At 61.5% G+C, this 21,577-nt stretch carries 23 protein-coding genes; 12 read left to right on the top strand and 11 right to left on the bottom strand.

Annotation, left to right across the window (positions count from 1 at the left end; genetic code table 11):
• Positions 1-6: 6 nt before the first annotated feature.
• The 5 genes from phnL to phnP are packed head-to-tail and all read left to right on the top strand — an operon-like array spanning position 7 to position 3,810.
• A complete protein-coding gene (gene phnL / locus ACJ8MK_RS19615) occupies positions 7-711 on the top strand; it encodes a phosphonate C-P lyase system protein PhnL (protein ID WP_019453319.1) in 705 nt (234 codons plus the stop codon).
• Positions 711-1,847, top strand: a complete 1,137-nt coding sequence (phnM, locus tag ACJ8MK_RS19610) for an alpha-D-ribose 1-methylphosphonate 5-triphosphate diphosphatase (protein ID WP_342098655.1) — start codon at positions 711-713, stop codon at positions 1,845-1,847. Before phnL ends, phnM begins: the two co-directional genes overlap by 1 nt.
• Positions 1,847-2,416 (top strand): ribose 1,5-bisphosphokinase, encoded by a 570-nt coding sequence (gene phnN / locus ACJ8MK_RS19605; protein WP_442517986.1) that lies wholly within the window; start codon positions 1,847-1,849, stop codon positions 2,414-2,416. The genes phnM and phnN overlap by 1 nt, the downstream gene beginning before the upstream one ends.
• A complete protein-coding gene (locus ACJ8MK_RS19600; protein ID WP_442517985.1) occupies positions 2,413-3,015 on the top strand; it encodes a DapH/DapD/GlmU-related protein in 603 nt (200 codons plus the stop codon). Before phnN ends, ACJ8MK_RS19600 begins: the two co-directional genes overlap by 4 nt.
• A gap of 12 nt (positions 3,016-3,027) precedes the next feature.
• Complete coding sequence (phnP, locus tag ACJ8MK_RS19595; protein WP_442517984.1) at positions 3,028-3,810, top strand: phosphonate metabolism protein PhnP; 783 nt, start codon at positions 3,028-3,030, stop codon at positions 3,808-3,810.
• Here the strand turns inward: phnP and ACJ8MK_RS19590 are convergent.
• Together ACJ8MK_RS19590 and ACJ8MK_RS19585 are read right to left on the bottom strand one after the other, a co-directional pair.
• Entirely contained in the window at positions 3,767-4,399 is a 633-nt protein-coding gene (locus tag ACJ8MK_RS19590; RefSeq protein WP_033648650.1) for an NAD(P)H-binding protein, read from the bottom strand. The two genes, phnP and ACJ8MK_RS19590, sit on opposite strands and share 44 nt — an antisense overlap.
• A gap of 30 nt (positions 4,400-4,429) precedes the next feature.
• Complete coding sequence (locus ACJ8MK_RS19585; protein WP_033648653.1) at positions 4,430-4,870, bottom strand: YhbP family protein; 441 nt, start codon at positions 4,868-4,870, stop codon at positions 4,430-4,432.
• 433 nt (positions 4,871-5,303) lie between these two features.
• Here ACJ8MK_RS19585 and speFL point away from each other — a divergent pair, with 433 nt between their 5' ends.
• The 4 genes from speFL (at position 5,304) to ACJ8MK_RS19565 (ending at position 9,616) form a co-directional block, all read left to right on the top strand.
• Positions 5,304-5,408, top strand: coding sequence for a leader peptide SpeFL (speFL, locus tag ACJ8MK_RS19580; protein WP_004933443.1), 105 nt, complete (start codon positions 5,304-5,306; stop codon positions 5,406-5,408).
• Between the two features lie 274 nt (positions 5,409-5,682).
• Entirely contained in the window at positions 5,683-7,845 is a 2,163-nt protein-coding gene (speF, locus tag ACJ8MK_RS19575) for an ornithine decarboxylase SpeF (RefSeq protein ID WP_033648654.1), read from the top strand.
• Positions 7,846-7,907: 62 nt separating this feature from the next.
• A complete protein-coding gene (gene potE / locus ACJ8MK_RS19570; protein ID WP_025305085.1) occupies positions 7,908-9,224 on the top strand; it encodes a putrescine-ornithine antiporter in 1,317 nt (438 codons plus the stop codon).
• 86 nt (positions 9,225-9,310) lie between these two features.
• Complete coding sequence (locus ACJ8MK_RS19565; protein ID WP_139291246.1) at positions 9,311-9,616, top strand: GIY-YIG nuclease family protein; 306 nt, start codon at positions 9,311-9,313, stop codon at positions 9,614-9,616.
• On the opposite strand, the gene ACJ8MK_RS19560 is transcribed toward ACJ8MK_RS19565, so the two are convergent.
• Both ACJ8MK_RS19560 and ubiT read right to left on the bottom strand, forming a co-directional pair.
• Complete coding sequence (locus ACJ8MK_RS19560) at positions 9,603-10,106, bottom strand: GNAT family N-acetyltransferase (protein ID WP_033648656.1); 504 nt, start codon at positions 10,104-10,106, stop codon at positions 9,603-9,605. The two genes, ACJ8MK_RS19565 and ACJ8MK_RS19560, sit on opposite strands and share 14 nt — an antisense overlap.
• Entirely contained in the window at positions 10,100-10,621 is a 522-nt protein-coding gene (gene ubiT, locus ACJ8MK_RS19555) for a ubiquinone anaerobic biosynthesis accessory factor UbiT (protein ID WP_442517983.1), read from the bottom strand. The genes ACJ8MK_RS19560 and ubiT overlap by 7 nt, the downstream gene beginning before the upstream one ends.
• Before the next feature lie 258 nt (positions 10,622-10,879).
• Here ubiT and ubiU point away from each other — a divergent pair, with 258 nt between their 5' ends.
• Together ubiU and ACJ8MK_RS19545 are read left to right on the top strand one after the other, a co-directional pair.
• The gene (ubiU, locus tag ACJ8MK_RS19550; protein WP_015376422.1) at positions 10,880-11,875 is read left to right on the top strand and encodes a ubiquinone anaerobic biosynthesis protein UbiU; all 996 of its coding nucleotides are present in this window, start codon (positions 10,880-10,882) and stop codon (positions 11,873-11,875) included.
• Between the two features lie 11 nt (positions 11,876-11,886).
• Positions 11,887-12,765, top strand: a complete 879-nt coding sequence (locus ACJ8MK_RS19545; protein ID WP_442517982.1) for a U32 family peptidase — start codon at positions 11,887-11,889, stop codon at positions 12,763-12,765.
• A gap of 691 nt (positions 12,766-13,456) precedes the next feature.
• Here ACJ8MK_RS19545 and ACJ8MK_RS19540 read toward each other — a convergent pair.
• The 3 genes from ACJ8MK_RS19540 to ACJ8MK_RS19530 are packed head-to-tail and all read right to left on the bottom strand — an operon-like array spanning position 13,457 to position 16,700.
• Positions 13,457-14,596, bottom strand: coding sequence for an ABC transporter permease (locus tag ACJ8MK_RS19540; protein WP_049213112.1), 1,140 nt, complete (start codon positions 14,594-14,596; stop codon positions 13,457-13,459).
• Complete coding sequence (locus tag ACJ8MK_RS19535; protein WP_101427668.1) at positions 14,593-15,747, bottom strand: ABC transporter permease; 1,155 nt, start codon at positions 15,745-15,747, stop codon at positions 14,593-14,595. The genes ACJ8MK_RS19540 and ACJ8MK_RS19535 overlap by 4 nt, the downstream gene beginning before the upstream one ends.
• Positions 15,729-16,700 (bottom strand): HlyD family secretion protein, encoded by a 972-nt coding sequence (locus ACJ8MK_RS19530; RefSeq protein WP_033636831.1) that lies wholly within the window; start codon positions 16,698-16,700, stop codon positions 15,729-15,731. Before ACJ8MK_RS19530 ends, ACJ8MK_RS19535 begins: the two co-directional genes overlap by 19 nt.
• A 230-nt stretch (positions 16,701-16,930) precedes the next feature.
• On the opposite strand from ACJ8MK_RS19530, the gene ACJ8MK_RS19525 reads away from it, so the two are divergent.
• Complete coding sequence (locus ACJ8MK_RS19525) at positions 16,931-17,944, top strand: luciferase-like monooxygenase (protein ID WP_172448237.1); 1,014 nt, start codon at positions 16,931-16,933, stop codon at positions 17,942-17,944.
• Positions 17,945-17,982: 38 nt separating this feature from the next.
• On the opposite strand, the gene yedF is transcribed toward ACJ8MK_RS19525, so the two are convergent.
• From yedF to yrbN, 4 genes are all read right to left on the bottom strand, one after another.
• Positions 17,983-18,222 carry a sulfurtransferase-like selenium metabolism protein YedF gene (yedF, locus tag ACJ8MK_RS19520; protein WP_004933486.1) on the bottom strand — a complete coding sequence of 80 codons (240 nt, stop codon included), beginning with the start codon at positions 18,220-18,222 and terminating at the stop codon, positions 17,983-17,985.
• Positions 18,219-19,433 (bottom strand): selenium metabolism membrane protein YedE/FdhT, encoded by a 1,215-nt coding sequence (gene yedE / locus ACJ8MK_RS19515; protein ID WP_016929320.1) that lies wholly within the window; start codon positions 19,431-19,433, stop codon positions 18,219-18,221. Before yedE ends, yedF begins: the two co-directional genes overlap by 4 nt.
• A gap of 146 nt (positions 19,434-19,579) precedes the next feature.
• Complete coding sequence (locus ACJ8MK_RS19510) at positions 19,580-21,502, bottom strand: DEAD/DEAH family ATP-dependent RNA helicase (protein WP_033652762.1); 1,923 nt, start codon at positions 21,500-21,502, stop codon at positions 19,580-19,582.
• Positions 21,492-21,566, bottom strand: a complete 75-nt coding sequence (gene yrbN / locus ACJ8MK_RS19505) for a protein YrbN (protein ID WP_223182019.1) — start codon at positions 21,564-21,566, stop codon at positions 21,492-21,494. The genes ACJ8MK_RS19510 and yrbN overlap by 11 nt, the downstream gene beginning before the upstream one ends.
• Between the last annotated feature and the right edge of the window lie 11 nt (positions 21,567-21,577).

Genomic DNA, 21,577 nt, shown 5'->3' with positions numbered 1-21,577 from the left:
ATACAGATGACTATGCAAATCCGAGTTGAACATCTCAGTAAAACCTTTGTGCTGCACCAGCAGTACGGCACCCGCCTGCCGGTGCTGCACGACGCCAACCTAACGGTTCACGGCGGCGAATGCGTGGTGCTGCACGGCCACTCCGGCAGCGGCAAATCCACCCTGCTGCGCTCGCTGTACGCCAACTACCTGCCGGACAGCGGCCATATCTGGATCAACCACCAGGGCGACTGGCTGGACATGGTCAGCGCCGATGCGCGCCAGATTCTGGCGGTGCGCCGCCATACGCTGGGCTGGGTCAGCCAGTTCCTGCGGGTGATCCCGCGCATCAGCGCGCTGGAGGTGGTGATGCAGCCGCTGCTGGAACAGGGCGTCGAGCGCGCCGAGTGCCGTGAACGCGCCGAAGCGCTGCTTGCTGCGCTCAACGTGCCGCAGCGCCTGTGGCCGCTGGCGCCGTCCACCTTCTCCGGCGGCGAGCAGCAGCGGGTGAACATCGCGCGCGGCTTTATCGTCGATTACCCCATTCTGCTGCTGGACGAACCGACCGCCTCGCTCGACAGCCGCAACAGCGCGGCGGTGGTGCAGCTTATCGAACGCGCCAAGGCGCGCGGCGCGGCGATCGTCGGCATTTTCCACGATGAAGGCGTCCGCCGACAGGTCGCCGACCGGCTTTATGACATGCAGGCGCCGCAGGCGCTGGAGGCCCTCTGATGATCGTCAATAACGTTAAGCTGGTGCTGGATGACCAGGTGGTGCAAGGCTCGCTGGAGATGCAGGACGGCGTGATCCGCAGCTTCGCCGACAGCCCGAGCCGGCTGCCGCAGGCGCTGGACGGCGACGGCGGCTGGCTGCTGCCGGGGCTGATCGAGCTGCATACCGACAACCTGGACAAGTTCTTCACCCCACGCCCGAACGTCGACTGGCCGGCCCATTCGGCGATGAGCAGCCACGACGCGCTGATGGTGGCCAACGGCATCACCACGGTGCTGGACGCGGTAGCGATCGGCGACGTGCGCGACGGCGGCCACCGGCTGGAAAACCTGCAGAAGATGATCGACGCGGTGATCCACAGCCAGCGCGCCGGGGTGAACCGCGCCGAGCACCGGCTGCACCTGCGCTGCGAGCTGCCGCACGAGAGCACGCTGCCGCTGTTCGAACAGCTGATGGACAAGCCGGGCGTGTCGCTGGTGTCACTGATGGATCACTCGCCGGGCCAGCGCCAGTTCGCCTCGCGCGAAAAATACCGCGAATACTATCAGGGCAAATACCACCTCAACGATCAACAGATGAGCGAGTACGAGGAGCAGCAGGTCGCCCTGTCCGCCCGCTGGGCCGCGCCGAACCGCGAGGCGATCGCCGCCCACTGCCGCGCGCGCCGCATCTCGTTGGCCAGCCATGACGATGCCACCGCCGCGCACGTGGCCGAATCCTGCGCGCTGGGCAGCGCCATTGCCGAGTTCCCCACCACCGAGGCGGCCGCCCGCGCCTCGCACCAGCAGGGCCTGCAGGTGCTGATGGGCGCGCCGAACATCGTGCGCGGCGGTTCCCACTCCGGCAACGTGGCGGCGCACCACCTGGCGGCACTGGGGGTGCTGGATATTCTCTCTTCCGATTATTACCCGGCCAGCCTGCTGGACGCGGCGTTTCGCCTCGCGGCGGACGAACGCAACGCCTACGACCTGCCCCAGGCGGTGCGCATGATCACCCGCAACCCGGCGCGGGCGCTGGATCTGCAGGATCGCGGCACCATTGCCGAAGGACTGCGGGCGGATCTGGTGCTGGCGCGTCCGCACGGCGAGCACGTTTACGTGCAGAACGTGTGGCGCCAGGGCAGGCAGGTGTTCTGATGGCGCGGCTCATCTACCTGATGGGGCCTTCCGGCGCAGGCAAGGACAGCCTGCTGACCGCGCTGCGGGCCGACGCCGATCGCGCGCCGCTGGTGGCGCACCGTTACATCACTCGGCCGGCGGACGCCGGCTGCGAGAATCATATCGCGCTGAGCGAACCGGAATTTCTGCACCGCCGCGCCAAGGGGCTGTTCGCGCTCGACTGGCAGGCGCACCAGCAGCGCTACGCGTTCGGGATCGAAGTGGATCTTTGGCTGCTGCAGGGGATCGACGTGGCTGTCAACGGTTCGCGCGCCCACCTGCCGCAGGCGCAGCAGCGCTATGGCGCGCAGCTGCTGCCGGTGTGCCTGCAGGTCAGCGCCGCGATCCTGCGCCGGCGCCTGCAGGATCGCGGGCGAGAAAGCGCCGAACAGATCGAGCAGCGGCTGGCGCGGGCGGCGGAATATCAGCAGAGTCTGCCCGCCGGCTGCCGGGTGCTGCACAACGACGGCCCACTCGACGACACCCTGGCGGCGCTGCTGGCGCTGCTGCCTACCGCCACCCGACAAGCTCAGGACGCGACGCCATGAACGACTTTGCCCAGCCGAAAATCGGCGACAACGTGACCCTTAACCGCACCCGGCTCGGCCAATATGTGCATCTGGCCGACGATGCGATCCTGGAAGAGGTGGAGATGGGGGACTACTCCTATACCGCCGGGCACAACCAGATCTTTTACGCCACTATCGGCAAGTTCGTCTCCATCGCCTCCTATGCGCGCATCAATCCCGGCAACCACCCGACCTACCAGCGTATCGCGCAGCACCACTTTACCTACCGCGCCTCCCAATACGGGCTGGGGGAAGACGACGCGGCGTTCTTCGACTGGCGGCGCGAGCACCACGTCACCGTCGGCCACGACGTGTGGATCGGCCATAACGCCATCCTGATGCCGGGCGTCAGCGTCGGCAACGGCGCGGTGATCGGCAGCGCGGCGGTGGTCACCAAGGACGTGGAGCCTTACAGCATCGTCGCCGGCGTGGCGGCCAAGAAGATCGGCATGCGCTTTGACGACGCGCTGATAGAACGCATCGAACGCAGTCAGTGGTGGCACTGGGATCACGCCACGCTGCAGGCGCGGCTGGCGGATTTTCGCGACATCAACCGCTTTGCCCAGAAGTACCTTTAACGGAGGGGAGCGATGCAACTGACCTTTCTCGGCACCGGAGGCGCGCAGCAGGTGCCGGTGTTCGGCTGCGACTGCCTGATCTGCCAACGGGCGCGGCGCGAGCCGGCATTTCGGCGGCGAGCATGCAGCGCCATGCTTAACTATCAGGGGGAAACGACCTTATTGGATGCGGGATTGCCAGCTTTGGAGCGGCGATTTTCGGCGGGGCAAATTCAACGTTTTTTACTGACACATTACCACATGGATCACGTTCAGGGGTTATTTCCTTTGCGTTGGGGGTGCGGAAATTCCATTCCGGTGTATGGCCCGCCGGATGAACAGGGCTGCGACGACCTGTTCAAACACCCCGGCATTCTGGCGTTTCAGCCGCCGCTGGCGCCCTTCGCCACCGTCGAACTGGGCGGCATGCGCATCACCCCGCTGCCGCTGCAACACTCCAAACTGACCCACGGCTATCTGATCCAGGCGGCAGGCGCTACGCTGGCCTACCTGACCGACACCGTCGGCCTGCCGCCGGCCACCGCCGACTATCTGCAGAACGTGGCGCTGGATCTGCTGGTGCTCGATTGCAGCCTGCCGCCACAACCGCAGGCGCCGCGCAACCACAACGACCTGACCCGCGCGCAGGAGACGCAGCGGTTGCTGCAGCCCAAACGCACGCTGCTGACGCACATCAGCCATCATCTCGATCTGTGGCTGCTGGACAACGAACTGCCCGCCGGGCTGGAGCTGGCGTTCGACCACCTCAGCGTCAGCCTCGGTAGCAGTGCAGCCGATCCGACTCCAGCACCCTGACCCCTTCGCCCGGCGTGAACGCCTGCTGCAGCAGCGTTTGCGCCACGTCTTTGGCGGAGACGGCGCGCCATTTGCCGGGCAGCAGCCTGAACAGCGGCAGCGTAAGGCGCTCCATCAGGCGCGGCGCGGGGCGATCCCCCACCAGCATGGAAGGCCGCACCAGCGTCAGGCGCGGCCAGTGCTGTTCGCGCAGCGCCTGCTCCATCTCGCCTTTGGTGCGGTTATACAGGAAGGTGGAATCCGCGTTGGCGCCCAACGCGCTCACCACCAAGCAGTGCTGCGCTCCCAAGCGGCGGCCGGTCAGCGCGCTCTCCACCACCAGTTGATAATCGACGTAGCGGAAGGCATCGGCGCTGCCCGCTGCCCGGCGGGTGGTGCCCAGGCAGCAGAACACCAGATCGACCGGCTGCTGCAGGCTACTCAGCAGTTCGAACAGCGCATCGCCGACCGGGTTGGTCAGCTTGCCGTGCGGCGGCAGCGGCGCGCGCGTCGGCGCCACGATGGCCGTTATCTGCGGATCGCTTTGCAACAGCTGCAACAACTCGCGCCCCACCAGCCCGGTTGCGCCGACTAACAGTGCTCGCGCCATGCAATCTCCCGTTGTAATCAATACGTCGACTTAAAGTATAGACCGCGCCCAATGCAGCTTTTTGCCGAAGCCGAGGGTGTTGTCGGTCATCTTCACCTCGTGCAGATCCAGCCGCCAAACCGAGGCTTTCATCGCCCTGGCGATCGGGAAGCGCTTGCAGTAACGCGCGCGCGCCGCCTCGGCTTCTTCGCCGCTCAGCAGCACCGCCTCGGCGCGATACTGCACGCCGCGGATCAGCGCGATGCTTTTCGGCTTCGGCGCGATGGTGCCGACCACCCGGCCGTTGTTCAGCATCAGCCCGCCGTGGCGGGTGTGCGGTTCGGTCATCAGCCACAGCGCCATCGCCGCGGCGTCGAACACGTAAAAACAGTTGGCGCACCACATGTCGAGGCCGTCGCCAGCGCACAGCGTCAAGACGTGTTGTTTGCCGATGAAATCCGCAATCTGCTGCCGTTGTTCTGGGGTATTCAAGGTTACTCGCCTCCCTGTTCACTCGCCTCATCTTACCCTGCGTTGTTGAGGCGAGTCACAAATAACGATAATCATCAAAAACCCAAATTGAATATAAAAACACAATAAATGCATTTTTATTAACTTAGGCCAGAAAAAGATTTATAACATAAAAAATACAAGACGGATTTATTTGATCGTTATGCAACCACTTATTCGACCGGTTCTTTTATTCCCATCCTGACGACACGCAAATTTAGCGCACCCGCCCGGAGTCGATTAGCAATTTATTTACATGCTCGTTTGCCTATCTGGGGGCGGTTTATGCAATTCACTGCATAACCAATGAATAGTTATTTATAAACACCGGCATTTATGTGACTTTCATCACGATTTTTAGCCAACCTTGCGTTAAAATAGCGCCATCTTTTCACTCAGCAAGGTGGATTAGAAAATGGAAAACAATAACCGCAAAATGGCGCATATCAGGCGCACAACCCATATTATGATGATGGCTCATCGCAGCTGCTTTAGCTTCGCATTCTTCAACTACAGATAACCCTCTCCCTTCGCTCTTACGCTGTTGATAAGAGTGTCATTGCGTTTTTATTTATTCTCCGCACGCCGGTGATAATATCGCTTTCTCGCTAACCGGGAAGGACACGCAATTCATTCTTAATTTCGGCCAAGCGCATCCAAGCTAAATAAAACAACGAACACAGTTAATGCCTTTCGGCATCGCTGGGTTCTCGCACACCTTTATTTTCGTGAAGGCGTTAGCGGCAAATGGAATTATTTGCCGACGGACTGCCTTTGCCTGAAGAATGAGAAAAATGAAAAAATTAAAAATTGCCGCCAACACCCAAACCCTCGGCTGCTTTGAAACTGAACGCGACATCGTCGATGTGCATCACAGCGATTTCAATGACGTCGCCGCCATCGTGCTGTCGGTAGACGACGTCACGCACGGCATGGTGGCGCGCATTGAAGAGCACGGCCTCAACATTCCGCTGTTCGTCGCCGTCTGCTGCGAAGAAGAGCTGGATAACGCCGTATTGCCGGCGCTGCATGGCGTGTTTGAGCTGTGCGGCAAGAATACCCAGTTCTACGGCAAACAGTTGGAGGCCGCCGCCGCCAAATATGAGAGCGAGCTGCTGCCGCCGTTCTTCAACACGCTGACGCAGTACGTGGAAATGGGCAACGCCACCTTCGCCTGCCCCGGCCACCAGGGCGGCGAGTTCTTCCGTAAACATCCGGCGGGCCGCCAGTTCTTCGACTTCTACGGCGAAACGCTTTTCCGCTCCGATATGTGCAATGCCGACGTCAAACTGGGCGACCTGTTGATCCACGAAGGCGCGCCTTGCGCTGCGCAGCAGCACGCCGCCAAGGTGTTCAACGCCGACAAGACCTACTTCGTGCTCAACGGCACCTCGGCCTCGAACAAGGTGGCGACCAACGCCCTGCTGACGCGCGGCGACCTGGTGCTGTTCGACCGCAACAACCATAAATCCAACCACCACGGCGCGTTGATCCAGGCCGGCGCCACGCCGGTCTATCTGGAAACCGCCCGCAACCCGTTCGGCTTTATCGGCGGCATCGACGCGCACTGCTTCGACGAACGCTACCTGCGCCAACAGATCCGCGAAGTGGCGCCGGAACGCGCCAACGAAGCCCGCCCGTTCCGCCTGGCGATCATCCAGCTCGGCACCTACGACGGCACCATCTACAACGCCCGCCAGGTGGTCGACAAGATTGGCCACCTGTGCGACTACATCCTGTTCGACTCCGCCTGGGTGGGCTATGAGCAGTTCATTCCGATGATGAAAGACTGCTCGCCGCTGCTGCTGGAGCTGAACGAGAACGATCCCGGCATCATCGTCACCCAGTCGGTGCACAAACAGCAGGCCGGCTTCTCACAAACCTCGCAGATCCACAAAAAAGACAAGCACATCAAGGGGCAGAGCCGCTACTGCAACCACAAGCGCTTCAACAACGCCTTCATGCTGCACGCCTCCACCAGCCCGTTCTACCCGCTGTTCGCCGCGCTGGACGTCAACGCCAAGATGCACGAGGGCAAGAGCGGCCAGCGTCTGTGGCAGGAGTGCGTGCGCGTGGGGATCGAAGCGCGCAAAATGCTGCTGGACACCTGTACGATGATCAAACCGTTCGTGCCGGATCAGATCGACGGCAAGCCGTGGCAGGCCTATGACACCGCGGCGATGGCCAACGATCTGCGCTTCTTCAACTTCGTGCCCGGCGAGAAATGGCACGCCTTTGAGGGCTATGCCGAATCACAGTACTTCGTCGATCCGTGCAAACTGCTGCTCACCACGCCGGGCATCGATACCGCCACCGGCAGCTACAGCGAGTTCGGCATCCCGGCGACCATTCTGGCCAACTACCTGCGTGAAAACGGCATCGTGCCGGAAAAATGCGATCTCAACTCGATCCTGTTCCTGCTGACGCCGGCGGAAGACATCGCCAAGATGCAGCATCTGGTGGCCCTGATCGCCCGCTTCGAGCAGCACATCGAGCAAAACTCCCTGCTCAGCGAGGTGCTGCCTGCGGTCTATAAAAACCACCAGCAGCGCTACAAAAACTACACCATCCGCCAGCTGTGCCAGGAAATGCACGATCTTTACGTCAGCTACGACGTTAAAGAACTGCAAAAAGAGATGTTCCGCAAAAGTTATTTCCCGCGCGTGGTGATGAATCCGCAGGACGCCAATACCGAGTTCGTGCGCGGCAATGTGGAATTGGTCTCGCTGGCTAAAGCCGAGGGCCGCATCGCCGCCGAAGGCGCCCTGCCTTACCCGCCGGGCGTGCTGTGCGTGGTGCCCGGTGAAATTTGGGGCGGTGCCGCGCAGCGTTATTTCCTGGCATTGGAAGAAGGCATCAACTTATTGCCGGGATTCGCGCCGGAATTGCAGGGCGTTTATATCCAACAGGATGAGGATGGCTGGAACCGCGCTTACGGCTACGTCATGAAAAATTAATCACCTTACGGGGCGGCGATGATTCTCGCCGCCCGGATCGCATCCTAAAAGAGAAAATGATCATGAGTAAGTCCAATAATAAAATGGGGGTCGTGCAATTAACGATCCTGACCGCCGTGAATATGATGGGTTCCGGCATAATTATGCTGCCAACCAAGCTGGCCGAAGTGGGCACGATTTCGATCGTTTCCTGGCTGGTGACCGCCGTCGGCTCGATGGCGCTGGCCTACGCCTTCGCCAAATGCGGCATGTTCAGCCGTAAATCCGGCGGCATGGGCGGCTACGCCGAATACGCCTTCGGCAAATCGGGCAACTTTATGGCGAACTACACCTACGGCGTTTCGCTGCTGATCGCCAACATCGCCATCGCCATTTCCGCCGTCGGCTACGGCACCGAGCTGTTCGATACCACCCTCAGCCCGCTCGGGATCTGTATCGCCACCATCGGCGTGCTGTGGCTGGCGACCGTCGCCAACTTCGGCGGCGCGCGCATCACCGGCAAAATCAGCGGCATCACCGTCTGGGGCGTGATCATTCCGGTGGTGGGCATCTCGGTCATCGGCTGGTACTGGTTCAGCGGCAGCGCCTACGTCGCCGCCTGGAACCCGCATCAGGTGCCGACCTTCGAAGCCATCGGCGCCTCCATCTCAATGACCCTGTGGGCGTTCCTGGGGCTGGAATCCGCCTGCGCCAACACCGACGTGGTGGAAAACCCGGAGCGCAACGTGCCGATCGCCGTACTGGGCGGCACCCTCAGCGCGGCGGTGATCTATATCATTTCAACCAACGTGATCGCCGGCATCGTGCCGAACATGGATCTGGCCAACTCTACCGCCCCGTTCGGGCTGGCGTTCTCCCACATGTTCAACCCGACGGTCGGCAAGATCATCATGGCGTTGATGGTCATGTCCTGCGTCGGCTCGCTGCTCGGCTGGCAGTTCACCATCGCTCAGGTGTTCAAATCCTCCGCCGACAGCGGCTTCTTCCCGAAAATCTTCTCCAAGCTGAGCAAGGCCGACGCGCCGGTTAAAGGCATGCTGACCATCGTCGTCATCCAGAGCGGCCTGTCGCTGATGACCATCAGCCCGTCGCTGAACAAGCAGTTCAACGTGCTGGTGAACCTGGCGGTGGTGACCAACATCATCCCTTACATCCTGTCGATGGCGGCGCTGGTCATTATTCAGAAAGTGGCGAAGGTGCCGGACAACAAGGCGCGCATCGCCAATATCATCGCCGGCATCGGCGCGCTGTACAGCTTCTACGCGCTCTACAGCTCCGGTGAGGAAGCGATGATGTGGGGCGCCATCGCCACCTTCCTCGGCTGGACGCTGTACGGCATCGTCTCGCCGCGCTTCGAGCTGGCGGGAAAAAAGGGGTAAAGCGGTAGGGCACCGGCGGCCGGGGATGGGATTGTGATGGCGAACATGCCATCATACGCCGACCCTGGCCACCAAAGCGGCGTACGATGACCGACACCTCCCCCACTCCCTGGCACCTCTACATGCTGCGTTTACCGAGCGGCATGCTGTATACCGGCATCACCACCGACGTGGCGCGCCGCCTGGCGCAGCATCAAGCCGGCAAAGGCGCCAAGGCGCTGCGCGGAAAAGGGGAGCTGACGCTGGCATTTCACTGCCAGGTGGGGGATCGCTCAACGGCGCTGAAGCTGGAATACCGCGTCAAACAGCTGAGCAAAATACAAAAAGAGCGGCTGGTGAATCACCCGCCGCTGTCGTTGGAGTATCTATTGCCGGTCGTTAAAAGCGATTAAACGGCGCCGAAAAAGCCACTTCGCCGCTGACGCCATTCAGGGCGTCTTCCGCCAGCGGATACACCTGGAACGCACTTTCCGTGTCCGGCCAGCGGCAGTTCAGGCCATAGGCGGCGGCCGGTTTAAAACCGAAGCGGCCGTAGTAGGCCGGATCGCCCAGCACCACCACCGCGGCGTAGCTGAATTCGTTCAACGAATCCAAACCTTCGTACACCAGCTTTTCAGCCAGCCCCTGGCGGCGCAGGCTTTCATCTACCGCCAGCGGCGCCAGCGCCACCCATTGGCGATCTTCGCCGGCCACGTCCACCGGGCTGAACGCGGCGTAACCCACCACCCCGCCCTCGTCGTCAGTAGCGACCACGCCCAGCGTCAGCAGGCCGTCTTCGCGCAGCTGCTGCACCAGATCGGCTTCGTCGTCGCGGCCAAAGGCGCGGCGCAGCAAGGCGTCTATGCCCGCCGCGTCTACCGGGATCTCTACGCGGATCAGCATGATACCGCCACACGGGAAGCCGACGCCGTGCCCTCCTGCAACCCTGCTTCGACAAAATCAGCCAACTGCAACAGCCCCATGCGCAGCGGCGCAGGCATGCTTTCCAGCTCGATGGCGTCCATCAAATTTTTCACATACAGGCCCAATTCGGTATCCCCTTCAATCTGCAGCCGACGCTGAAAGAACAGCGTATCCGGATCTTGCTTGCGCGCCGCGATCAGGATCAGATCGTTGGCGTCGCCGCTGAAACTGACGTCCGCTTCGGCGTGCTGGCTGACCACCAGTTTGTCGTTTTCTACCGTCATAAACCATTGTAGCGCCAGATCGCGAACTTCGATCTTCAGCCAGCGCGATTCGAGAAATTCCAGATCGCCATCCGCCAACGCCTGGCGGAACTGCCAGCTCAGCACCTGTTGCAGCAGCTGGCGCTGCAGGGCGAACGACGTGAATTTCAGCGGGATGCGCAGCAGCGACGGCCCCTGGCGCACAAGGCGTGCTCGTAGTTGTTCCAACACGGTCATCCACTCCTTTCAATACGGACTACCGCTATTTTGCCACACTGGCGCGCGGCTTCAGCGGTCTATATCAACAAATAGTGCATTTCACCGCCATGTTTATCAATACGCCATAAGCTGCCCCAAATCAAAACCTGTGTACGCCCCTTTGCCTAAAATGGCCTCCCCGATTCGCGTTTGCCGGCGGAACACCGCCGTCGGCAACCTTTAAAGACAGCGTGCGCCCGGCCGGGTGCACGGCTAAGCCAGGATAAATCTATGGAGCTGCTTTGTCCCGCCGGCAACCTGCCGGCCCTGAAGGCCGCGGTGGATAACGGCGCCGACGCCGTTTACATCGGCCTGAAAGACGATACCAACGCGCGCCACTTCGCCGGCCTCAACTTCACCGAGAAAAAGCTGCAGGAAGCGGTCGATTACGTGCATCGCCACGGCCGCAAGCTGCATATCGCCATCAACACCTTCGCCCATCCCGACGGCTACGCCCGCTGGCAGCGCGCGGTGGATATGGCGGCCCAGCTGGGCGCCGACGCGCTGATTCTGGCGGATCTGGCGATGCTGGAATACGCCGCCCAGCGCTACCCGCAGCTGGAGCGCCACGTTTCGGTGCAGGCCTCCGCCACCAACGAGGAGGCGATCCGTTTCTACCAGCGCAACTTCGAGGTGGGCCGGGTGGTGCTGCCGCGCGTGCTGTCGATGCATCAGGTGAAACAGCTGGCGCGCACCAGCCCGGTGCCGCTGGAAGTGTTCGCCTTCGGCAGCCTGTGCATCATGGCCGAGGGGCGCTGCTATCTCTCTTCCTACCTGACCGGCGAGTCGCCGAACACCGTCGGCGCCTGTTCGCCGGCCCGTTTCGTGCGCTGGCAGCAAACCCCGCAGGGTATGGAGTCGCGCCTGAACGACGTGCTGATCGACCGCTACCAGGATCATGAAAACGCCGGTTACCCGACGCTGTGCAAGGGCCGCTATCTGGTGGACGACGTGCGCTACCACGCGCTGGAAGAGCCCACCAGCCTCAATACGCTGGAGCTGCTGCCGGAGCTGCTGGCCGCCAACATCGCCTCGGTGAAGATCGAAGGCCGCCAGCGCAGCCCGGCTTACGTCAGCCAGGTGGCACGCGTCTGGCGCCAGGCGATCGACCGCTGCCAGGCCGATCCGGCCGCCTACCGTGCCGACGCCGCCTGGATGGAGACGCTGGGCGCGATGTCCGAGGGCACCCAAACCACGCTGGGCGCCTATCACCGCAAATGGCAGTAGCCGGAGGAAACATGAAATACGCACTGGGGCCGGTGCTCTACTACTGGCCGAAAAACGACATCGCGGCGTTCTATCAACAGGCGACGGAGAGCAGCGCCGACATCATTTACCTCGGCGAGAGCGTCTGCACCAAGCGGCGCGAGATGAAGGTCGGCGATTGGCTGGCGCTGGCGCGCGAAATCGCCCGCAGCGGCAAGCAGGTGGTGATCTCCACGTTGGCGCTGCTGCAGGCGCCGTCCGAGCTGAATGAGCTGAAACGCTATGTGGAGAACGGCGAGTTCCTGTTTGAAGCCAACGATCTGGGCGCGGTGAACATGGCGGCGGAGCGCGGTCTGCCGTTCGTCGCCGGCCATGCGCTGAACTGCTACAACGCCTATACCCTGCGCCTGCTGCGCCGCCAGGGCATGATGCGCTGGTGCATGCCGGTCGAGCTGTCGCGCGACTGGCTGACCAACCTGCTGGCACAGTGCGACGAGCTGGGCTTTCGCCACGATTTCGAGGTGGAGGTGCTGAGCTACGGCCACCTGCCGCTGGCCTATTCGGCGCGCTGCTTCACCGCCCGCTCGGAGAACCGCGGCAAGGACGAGTGCGAAACCTGCTGCATCAAGTATCCGCAGGGCCGCATGATGCGCTCGCAGGAACAGCAGCAGGTGTTCGTGCTCAACGGCATTCAGACCATGAGCGGCTACTGCTACAACCTCGGCAACGAGCTGCCGAGCATGCAGGGGCTGGTGGACATCGTGCGGCTGTCGCCGCAGGGCGCAGAGACGCTGGCGCAAATCGATGCCTTCCGCGCCAACGAACGCGGCGAAAAGCCCTTGGCCTTGACCGATCACGCCGACTGCAACGGCTACTGGCGCCGCGTGGCGGGATTGGAGTTGGTGTCTTAGCGAGGACAGTGCCGGCGGCGCTCTGTCGCCGGCATTGTTTATTTATCAAGATGAATACGGTTATTTCCGCCGTGGAACCAATGGAATAAACTTACACACATCTGGCAGCAGCTTCTGATACCAAAATAAGTAAAAACCGCGATGACCGCATCTACCAAATGTTCTCCGTATGAAATAATACTTAGCGAGGAGAGCGAGACAAGTAACATGCTCAACGTTAGCGCCATCATATTACAAAGCGGGTCTAAAAGACGTCTATTGGCCATAACCCACCCTCTATTGTTGAAACGGTAAAAGCGATATTCTCATCACCATCGACACTGCCCATTAACGCTATTGGCGTTTTTATTGCCACCCAAGGCACCACCGTTATTCTTATTATTCCCTGCGGGGCTGTTATCGGCGCAAGAGACCGCCCCCATCAAGCCACCGGCAACCGCCAATCAGTTTCATCTCATCAGAAGTAAGCTCTCTTATTGTTGACATATTTATATCATCCTTTAAATAACACGTTATAGATAAAAATAACGTCAACCATTATTTCCCTAAACAGGTCGACAATGACAATTACCAAAGTCAATATAAGAAATTAAATCAAAATAACAATAGACATCCCGCTAAATAAACAACCTTAAACATATCGATAATACGAAATAATAAAGGCGCCGAATATGGCGCCTTTATTGGTTCCCTACACTCGCCGTTTCCTGAACATCCCGCGCAGCGCCACGCTGTTGCGCAAGAAGCCGACGCCGAAGCCCAGCAGGGTGTAGACCACGCCGAGCACCAGCATCATCATCACGTCGCCCCACACTTCGTTCAGCGACAGCCCCATCTGGTTGACACCGGCGATCGCCTTGGTGCCCCAGGTGGAGGGAATACTGTAGGAGATGGCGCGCACCCAGGCCGGCATCGACTGCAGCGGCCAGATGGTGCCGGACAGGTAGAAGATCGGCGTGGTGATGAACGCCAGCGTCAGGTAGATCATTTCGACGCTGCGCAGGCACTCGGTCACCAGCTTGCCAAGCCCCAGCACCGCCAGCAGGAACGGGAAGGTCAGCAGCAGCAGTTCGGCGATGTTCGCCGTCTGCCGATAGCCCAATACCCACGGCCACAGCACGAACAGCACGATCGACAGGAACAGCCAGATCGGCAGCAGCGCCGTCAGCCCGCCGAGGTGCGCCGCCAGCGGCGCCTTGCCGCCGGGCATGCTCTTCATGGCGATATTGACGCGGATACAGGCGATCAGCAGCGAGTGCTGCAACAGCATCACCAGCAGGCCGGGAAAGATGATCGCCGCGAAGCTGATGCCGGGGTTAAACACGTCCAGCGTTTGCCCCAGTATCGGCGTCAGCAGTATCTGCGCCTGCCGTTCGCTGAAGCCGCTGCGCAGCAGCAGCCCGTTGTTGTACTCCGTCAGCAGCTGCTGGTAGGCCGCCACCACGTCCTGTTGGATCTGGCCGTTGGCCAGGCGGTTGGTGGCGTCGCCGTACACCGGCACCACGATGTTCTGCCCGCTGAGGATCTTCTTCTCCAGATCCACCGGCATGATGATCACCGCAAACAGCTTGCGCCAGCTGAGATCGCGCTGCGCCTGCTCCAGGCTGTCGTAGGTTTCGATCGCTATCTTGGAGGTGGCGTCCAGTTGGCGGATCAGCTGCCGGCTGGCGGTGCTGTGATCCTGATCGACCACCCCCACCGGCAGATCCCACACCGTGCGGTTGGCGTACACCATGCTCATGATGCACAGCGACAGGATCAGCATCAGCCATACCGGCCGCTCCAGCATGCCGAGCAGCACCTTAACGAAGGTTTGCCAATAGAGCTTCATCCGGCGTTCCCCTCTTTTGCCAGCCGCGCCGGCAGGCGATTGCGCACCAGCAGCGCGGCCACCAGCGGGTAGACCGCCAGCAGCGCACACACGCTGAAAATGGCGCTGGCGTGCACCTGCCGCAGGAACACGTCGAACATCGCGTACAGCGCGTGGGTCAGCGGCTCGATGTTGGAAATGATGCGCGCCGGCAGCGGCATCGACAGCTCAGGCACCGCCATGCCGGAGAAAGTCATCGCGATACTGACCAAAATACCGATCAGGCTGTAGGCGGTGATGGTGCTGCCGGTAAAGGTGTACAGCAGCAGGCCGATGCTCTGCGCCGCCATCACGTAAAACAGGCCGATCATCAGCATAAACAGCGGGTTGCCGCTGACGCGGGCGTCAAAGATGCCCACCAGCGCCGCGATCTCCACCATCAGCAGGGTGGTGAAACACAGCGTGTACGGCGCCAGCTTGCCGAGCAGCGCCAGGCTGAACGGCTTGGTCTGCAGCAGCGATTTGCTGCGCGCCAGCACGTAGATCATGCAGGTCACCGCGAACAGCTGCAGCAGGTGAATGGTGGCGGCGAACTGCTGGTAATAGATATAGCTGCCGCTGGCGTTGAACAGGCTGCCGTAGGAGAGCGTCACGTCCGCCAAGGGCGGCAGCGTTTTGCCCATCTCGGTGGCGATGATGCTGCGGGTGCTGGCGTTGATTTCGTTCATCAGGCCGCCAAAGTCCTGGGTGGAGTACAGCCCGGCGCCGTAGAACAGCGCGTTGTAGTACATCACCACGCTAGGCTGTTTGCCCGACAGCGCGTTGGCCTCGAAGTCCGGCGGAATGTACAGCAACGCGTAATCCTGCGCGCTGCGCAGGCGACTCAGCGACTCCGGCAGCCCGCCGCCGTAGGCCTCGACGTGGGCGTGCGACCCGGCGTCCAGCCGCCGGGTCAGCGACTTGGACAGCGGGCTGTGATCGCTGTCCACCACCGAGACCGGCAGATCGAGCAGCGTGCCTTCGGAGAAGTTGCTGCTGATCAGCCCAAACAGGATCAGCGGAAAGATCCAGCTCAGCCAGTGCACCACCGGGCTGCGAAAGGCGACGCGACACTCTTTGTCGAACGCGTGACTGAAGCAGCGCCAGCCGGCCCTTACTCTTTCCATTGCCATAAGGTGCTCATCCCCGGACGCAGGCCGTCCACCGGCTGTGACGGATACAGGCGCACTTCGAAGGTTTTCAGGTCGAAGTCGCCGGTGGCGCGGGTGGCGCGTTTGGTGGCGTAATCCCCCAGCGGCGCGATGTAACGCACCTCGGTGTCGATCATTTTGTCCTTCAGCGCCGGCACCCGCAGCTTGACCTTGTCGCCTTTGCGCACGTGGGCCAGGATGTCTTCGCGCAGGTTAAACACGAAGTAGGCGTCCGGCACCCGGATCAGCGTCACCAGCGGGCTGCCGGCGTTCAGCAGCTCGCCCACTTCGGCCGGGATCGGCCCCACTTCGCCGTCCACCGGCGCTTTCACCTGCAGATCGTCGCTCTGCGCCTGGATCTGCAGCAGGTTCTCTTCCGCCGCCCGCAGCGCCGCCGCGTATTGTTGCCGCAGCTCGACGCGGTCGCCGTTGATGCCTTCGTCCAGGTTGGCCTTGGCCGCCTGCACCTGCTGGAAGGCGGTGTCGCGCGCCCGGCGCGAAGCGTCCAGCTCGGACTTCGAGATGTAGCCCTTGCCGGCCACGCTCAGGTTGCGGTTGTAGTCGTTTTGCGCATTGCGGTACTGCGCTTCGGCCTGCGCCAGATTGGCGCGCAGGTTGCGGATGCTCTCTTCACGGGTGCCGTGCAGCGACTGATCGAGCTGCGCCTTGGCCTCGTCGCGCGTGGCCTGCGCGGAACGCAGCTGCGCCATCAGTTCGGGGCTGTCGAGCTGGATAATCAGCTGGCCGCTTTTCACGTCGTCACCGCGTTCGATCAGGCGTTCAACCACCCGGCCTTTCGCCTTGGAAGCGACGATCACTTCGGGAGCGTCCACTTCACCCTGCAGTAACAGATCCTGATTGTGCGCGCGGAACAGGACCGCCAATGCGATCGCCACCATCATCAGCAACAGGGTAAACAGCGTCTTTTTTTTCATTATGTCGGCTCCCGGAACGGTAAGCGGCGGGCGGGGATCATCATTTCCATATCTCAAATTGCTCCAAAAAACACCATTGCTCTCATGAGGATATCACAAGCACATATCTCCTCTTTTATAACTATAAATTGGATTATGCTTTTAACACTAAAAAGCATCATTTTCGGCTTTTTGGTATGCAGATTCCTGCAATCGCCCTTTAAGCGATCCACTCTCTGATGGACGATGTTATGACTGAAAACATTGCGGTACCGCTGTCGGTACTGGATTTATCGCCAATCCCGCAAGGGGCCAAAGCGCGCGACGCTTTCCACTGTTCGCTGGATTTGGCACAGCACGCCGAACGCTGGGGCTACCGGCGCTACTGGCTGGCCGAGCACCACAACATGACCGGCATCGGCAGCGCCGCCACTTCGGTGCTGCTGGGCTATCTGGCCGCCGGCACCCAGAGCATTCGCCTCGGCTCCGGCGGCGTGATGCTGCCGAACCATGCGCCGCTGGTGATCGCCGAGCAGTTCGGCACGCTGGAGTCGCTCTATCCCGGCCGCATCGATCTGGGGCTGGGCCGCGCGCCCGGCACCGATCAGCGCACCATGATGGCGCTGCGCCGCCACCTGTCCGGCGATGTGGATACCTTCCCGCGCGACGTGCAGGAGCTGCAAAACTACTTCTGCGACGCGCAGCCCGGCCAACCGGTGCAGGCAGTGCCGGGCCAGGGGCTGCACGTGCCGCTCTGGCTGCTCGGCTCCAGCCTCTACAGCGCGCAGTTGGCGGCGCAGCTTGGCCTGCCGTTCGCCTTCGCCTCGCACTTCGCCCCGGATATGCTGTTCCAGGCGCTGCAGCTGTACCGCGAAAACTTCAAACCGTCCAAACAGCTGGCGCAACCGCACGCCATGGTGTGCGTCAACGTGATCGCCGCCGACAGCGATAGCGATGCGCGCTTCCTGTTCAGCTCGATGCAGCAACAATTCATCAACCTGCGCCGCGGGTCGCCCGGCCCGCTGCCGCCGCCGGTGGATAACATCCACGCGCTGTGGACCGCCGGTGAGCAATACGGCGTCGAGCAGGCGCTGCGGATGTCGATCGTCGGCGATGAAAAAACCGTGCGCCACGGGCTGCAAACGCTGCTGCGTGAAACCGATGCCGACGAGATCATGGTCAACGGCCAGATCTTCGATCACCAGGCGCGGCTGCGTTCGTTCGAGATTGTTGCCGAAGTGAAAGGCGATGTCGTGAAGGGATAAAACGCGAAAAGGCGGTGGGGAACCCCACCGCCTCGGCGTTAACGCTGGATCAGATAGCGGATGGTCGGCCCGTCCTGCTGGATATCCAGCACCTTGTAGCCGTGGTTGCGCGCATCGAGCGGAATGTTGTTGATCGACTGCGGGCAATCGCTGATCACCTCCAGGATTTCCCCCGGCTTCAGCTGCGGCATCGCCTCCAGCGTCGCCACCGCCGGGTACGGGCAAGGCTCGCCCAGCATGTCCAGCCGGTAGTCCGGCACTATCGTCGTCTCTTTCATGGCATGCTCCTCAAATTCACCACCTGCGCCTCAGGCCGGGCGCGGAAAAAGCGTTTCTCCCACCACAGCATGGCGGCGAAGGCCAGCGCCAGCAGCAGGTAGGTCACCAGCAGGCCGCCGATCGGGCCGAAGGTGTCGAGCAGGTTGATCTTGTCGTAGTCGGTCGCCAGCGCCGGCGCCAGATCGTCCCAGTAATAGGCCAGCAGCGTGGCGCCGATGATGTTGCCCAGCCCCACCCACCAGTAGTGCACCTGCCCTTCCACCGCGCGGTACATCCAGCCGGTCTCGCAACCGCCGGCCAGCACGATGCCGAAGCCGAACAGCAAGCCGCCCAGCACCGCATTCGGGCCGGCCCACATGATTTTCGGCGCCACGCCGAGCTGCACGTAGCTGAAGATGCCGATGGCGCTCACCGCCATGCCGATGATGATGGCTTTCGCCATGTGGGTGCGGCCGGTGATCCACAGATCGCGGAACGCCGAGGTAAAGCAGATCTGCGCGCGTTCGATCAGCAGACCGAAGCCGATGCCGAACAGCATGGCGATACCGAGCTTCGGCGCATCGAACAGCGTCCACAGCGACCAAGCCACCGCCAGGCCGAAGACCGCCATGCCCAGCCGGAAGCGGCGGCGCGCCTGCTCAGGCTTCTGCGTCAGCGGCGCGGCGGCCTTCACCTTTTGCAATTTGACCGGGATGCGGAACATCGGCAGCAGCGTGAATTTGGCGCCGAAGTACGAACCTGCGGCGGTCGCCAGCGCGAAGAACCAGGCGTGCAGCGAAAACTGAGGAATGCCGGTGAAGAATGCCGCCAGGTTGCAACCCATCGCCAGGCGCGCGCCGAAGCCGGCGATAATGCCGCCCAGCAGCGCCTGCACGATGCGAATGCGGTGCTGCGGCTGGCGCAGCTTGATGTTGTTGGCCCACAGCGCGGCGGCGATGCAGCCGGCGAACATGCCGATGATCATGCGCCCGTCGATGCGCTCCAGCGGCGTGCCCTGCAGGCCGATAACCTTGAAATAGCCCCACTGCTCGGGGTGCAGGCCGAACCACTGCAGCACATGGCCGCCCCAGCGAGTGAATTCGCCGGTCACCGCCCAGAAGGTGCCGGTCATGCCGAAGTAGTAGGTAGAAAGGATCCCGGCGGCGATCACCGCCGGCAGCGGCGCCCAAAAGCGCACCAGGTATTGAGATTTGAACTGCTGCCAACTCATGGCATCTCCCGTGCATATCATCCGTAAGAAAAAACCTTATGAATGATACGCCATTCAGGGACGTTTGACGGCAACTTTCAGGCATAAAAAAACCAGCCCGCAGGCTGGTTTTTCAGAGCATTTCACCGCGAGCGATGAATCAGCGATTACGCGTCGCCGAAACGACGACGTGGTGCTGCCGGTGCGCCGTCATCACGGCGTGGGGCCGGTTTGCCGTCACGGTTGAAGTTACCGCCACGACGCTCGCCGCCGTTGCCGCCTTCACGACGTTCACCGAAGGAACGACGTGGGCCGCCTTCGCGACGTTCGCCGTTGAACGGACGACCGTTGCCACGACGCTCGCCACCGTTGCCACCGTCACGACGCTCGCGACGTTCGAACGGCTGTGCATCGCCCAGCAGCTGCATGTTCATCGGCTTGTTCAGGATGCGGGTGCGAGTGAAGTGATTCAGGATCTCGCCCGGCATGCCTTTTGGCAGCTCGATGGTGGAGTGGGACGCGAACAGCTTGATGTTACCGATGTAACGGCTGCTGATGTCGCCTTCGTTAGCGATAGCGCCAACGATGTGACGGACTTCTACGCCATCGTCACGGCCCACTTCGATGCGGTACAGCTGCATTTCGCCAACGTCACGACGTTCGCGACGCGGACGATCGCCGTCACGGCTGTCGCGGCGATCGCCACGGTCACCGCGACGATCGTCACGGTCGTTGAACTCGCGGCGCTGACGCGGCTTGAAGACCGGATCCGGCGGCAGGATCAGCGGACGTTCGCCCTGTGCCATTTTCAGCAGCGCTGCGGCCAGGGTTTCCATATCCAGCTCTTCTTCCGGCTGCAGTTTGGTCAGCAGTGCGCGGTACAGATCCAGATCGCTGCTTTCCAGCTGCTGCTGAACTTTTGCGGCGAACTTGGCCAGACGACGCTCGCCCAGCAGTTCCGCGTTCGGCAGTTCCACTTCCGGGATGGTCAGCTTCATGGTGCGTTCGATGTTGCGCAGCAGGCGGCGTTCGCGGTTTTCCACGAACAGCAGCGCGCGGCCGGCGCGGCCCGCACGACCGGTACGGCCGATACGGTGAACGTAAGACTCGGAGTCCATCGGGATGTCGTAGTTGACAACCAGGCTGATGCGCTCAACGTCCAGGCCGCGGGCCGCAACGTCGGTCGCGATCAGGATATCCAGACGACCGTCTTTCAGGCGCTCCAGGGTCTGCTCACGCAGCGCCTGGTTCATGTCGCCGTTCAGCGCGGCGCTGCTGTAACCGCTGCGCTCCAGCGCTTCGGCCACTTCCAGGGTCGCGTTCTTGGTGCGCACGAAGATGATCGCCGCGTCAAAGTCTTCGGCTTCCAAGAAACGCACCAGCGCTTCGTTTTTACGCATGCCGTACACCGACCAGTAGCTCTGGCTGATGTCCGGACGGGTGGTCACGCTGGACTGGATGCGCACTTCCTGCGGCTCTTTCATAAAGCGGCGGGTGATGCGACGGATCGCTTCCGGCATGGTGGCGGAGAACAGCGCGGTCTGATGTTCAGCCGGGATCTCAGCCATGATGGTTTCTACGTCTTCGATAAAGCCCATGCGCAGCATTTCGTCGGCTTCATCCAGCACCAGACCGCTCAGGTTAGAGAGGTTCAGGGTGCCGCGTTTCAGGTGGTCCAGCAGGCGGCCTGGGGTACCCACAACGATTTGCGGGCCCTGGCGCAGAGCGCGCAGCTGCACGTCGTAACGCTGGCCGCCGTACAGGGCTACCACGTTGACGCCGTTCATGTGTTTGGAGAAATCGGTCATCGCTTCGGCAACCTGAACCGCCAGTTCGCGGGTCGGTGCCAGCACCAGGATCTGAGGTGCTTTCAGGTCTGCCTGCAGGTTGTGCAGCAGCGGCAGCGAGAACGCTGCAGTTTTACCACTACCGGTCTGTGCCATGCCCAGCACGTCGCGGCCGTTCAACAGGTGAGGAATACACTCAGCCTGGATCGGAGATGGTTTTTCATAGCCCAGATCGTTCAGGGCGGAAATGATTGGAGCAGACAGCCCCAGATCAGCAAAAGAGGTTTCAAACTCAGTCGTCATGTACACGTGCCTCATTAATAATGGCAGCCAGTCTACATAACTCGTCGAGAAAATTTTCAGTCATTTTCATTGAAA

The sequence above is a fragment of the Serratia sp. CY38905 genome (assembly GCF_052168875.1).
In the GTDB taxonomy this organism is placed as follows: Bacteria; Pseudomonadota; Gammaproteobacteria; order Enterobacterales; family Enterobacteriaceae; genus Serratia; species Serratia sarumanii.
The sequence above is the reverse complement of the archived record's forward strand: the minus strand, read 5'-3'. Positions and strand labels throughout refer to the sequence as shown.

Coding starts and splice junctions, on each gene's coding strand:
- speFL (WP_004933443.1), top strand. CDS start 5,304: ATGGAAAACAATAACCGCAAAATGGCGCATATCAGGCGCACAACCCAT.
- phnM (WP_342098655.1), top strand. CDS start 711: ATGATCGTCAATAACGTTAAGCTGGTGCTGGATGACCAGGTGGTGCAA.
- ACJ8MK_RS19530 (WP_033636831.1), bottom strand. CDS start 16,700: ATGAAAAAAAAGACGCTGTTTACCCTGTTGCTGATGATGGTGGCGATC.
- ACJ8MK_RS19590 (WP_033648650.1), bottom strand. CDS start 4,399: ATGGCGCGAGCACTGTTAGTCGGCGCAACCGGGCTGGTGGGGCGCGAG.
- phnN (WP_442517986.1), top strand. CDS start 1,847: ATGGCGCGGCTCATCTACCTGATGGGGCCTTCCGGCGCAGGCAAGGAC.
- yedE (WP_016929320.1), bottom strand. CDS start 19,433: ATGAGTTGGCAGCAGTTCAAATCTCAATACCTGGTGCGCTTTTGGGCG.
- ACJ8MK_RS19525 (WP_172448237.1), top strand. CDS start 16,931: ATGACTGAAAACATTGCGGTACCGCTGTCGGTACTGGATTTATCGCCA.
- ACJ8MK_RS19600 (WP_442517985.1), top strand. CDS start 2,413: ATGAACGACTTTGCCCAGCCGAAAATCGGCGACAACGTGACCCTTAAC.
- ACJ8MK_RS19560 (WP_033648656.1), bottom strand. CDS start 10,106: ATGCTGATCCGCGTAGAGATCCCGGTAGACGCGGCGGGCATAGACGCC.
- ubiU (WP_015376422.1), top strand. CDS start 10,880: ATGGAGCTGCTTTGTCCCGCCGGCAACCTGCCGGCCCTGAAGGCCGCG.
- ACJ8MK_RS19545 (WP_442517982.1), top strand. CDS start 11,887: ATGAAATACGCACTGGGGCCGGTGCTCTACTACTGGCCGAAAAACGAC.
- yedF (WP_004933486.1), bottom strand. CDS start 18,222: ATGAAAGAGACGACGATAGTGCCGGACTACCGGCTGGACATGCTGGGC.
- ACJ8MK_RS19510 (WP_033652762.1), bottom strand. CDS start 21,502: ATGACGACTGAGTTTGAAACCTCTTTTGCTGATCTGGGGCTGTCTGCT.
- speF (WP_033648654.1), top strand. CDS start 5,683: ATGAAAAAATTAAAAATTGCCGCCAACACCCAAACCCTCGGCTGCTTT.
- ACJ8MK_RS19540 (WP_049213112.1), bottom strand. CDS start 14,596: ATGAAGCTCTATTGGCAAACCTTCGTTAAGGTGCTGCTCGGCATGCTG.
- ACJ8MK_RS19565 (WP_139291246.1), top strand. CDS start 9,311: ATGACCGACACCTCCCCCACTCCCTGGCACCTCTACATGCTGCGTTTA.
- phnL (WP_019453319.1), top strand. CDS start 7: ATGACTATGCAAATCCGAGTTGAACATCTCAGTAAAACCTTTGTGCTG.
- phnP (WP_442517984.1), top strand. CDS start 3,028: ATGCAACTGACCTTTCTCGGCACCGGAGGCGCGCAGCAGGTGCCGGTG.
- ACJ8MK_RS19535 (WP_101427668.1), bottom strand. CDS start 15,747: ATGGCAATGGAAAGAGTAAGGGCCGGCTGGCGCTGCTTCAGTCACGCG.
- potE (WP_025305085.1), top strand. CDS start 7,908: ATGAGTAAGTCCAATAATAAAATGGGGGTCGTGCAATTAACGATCCTG.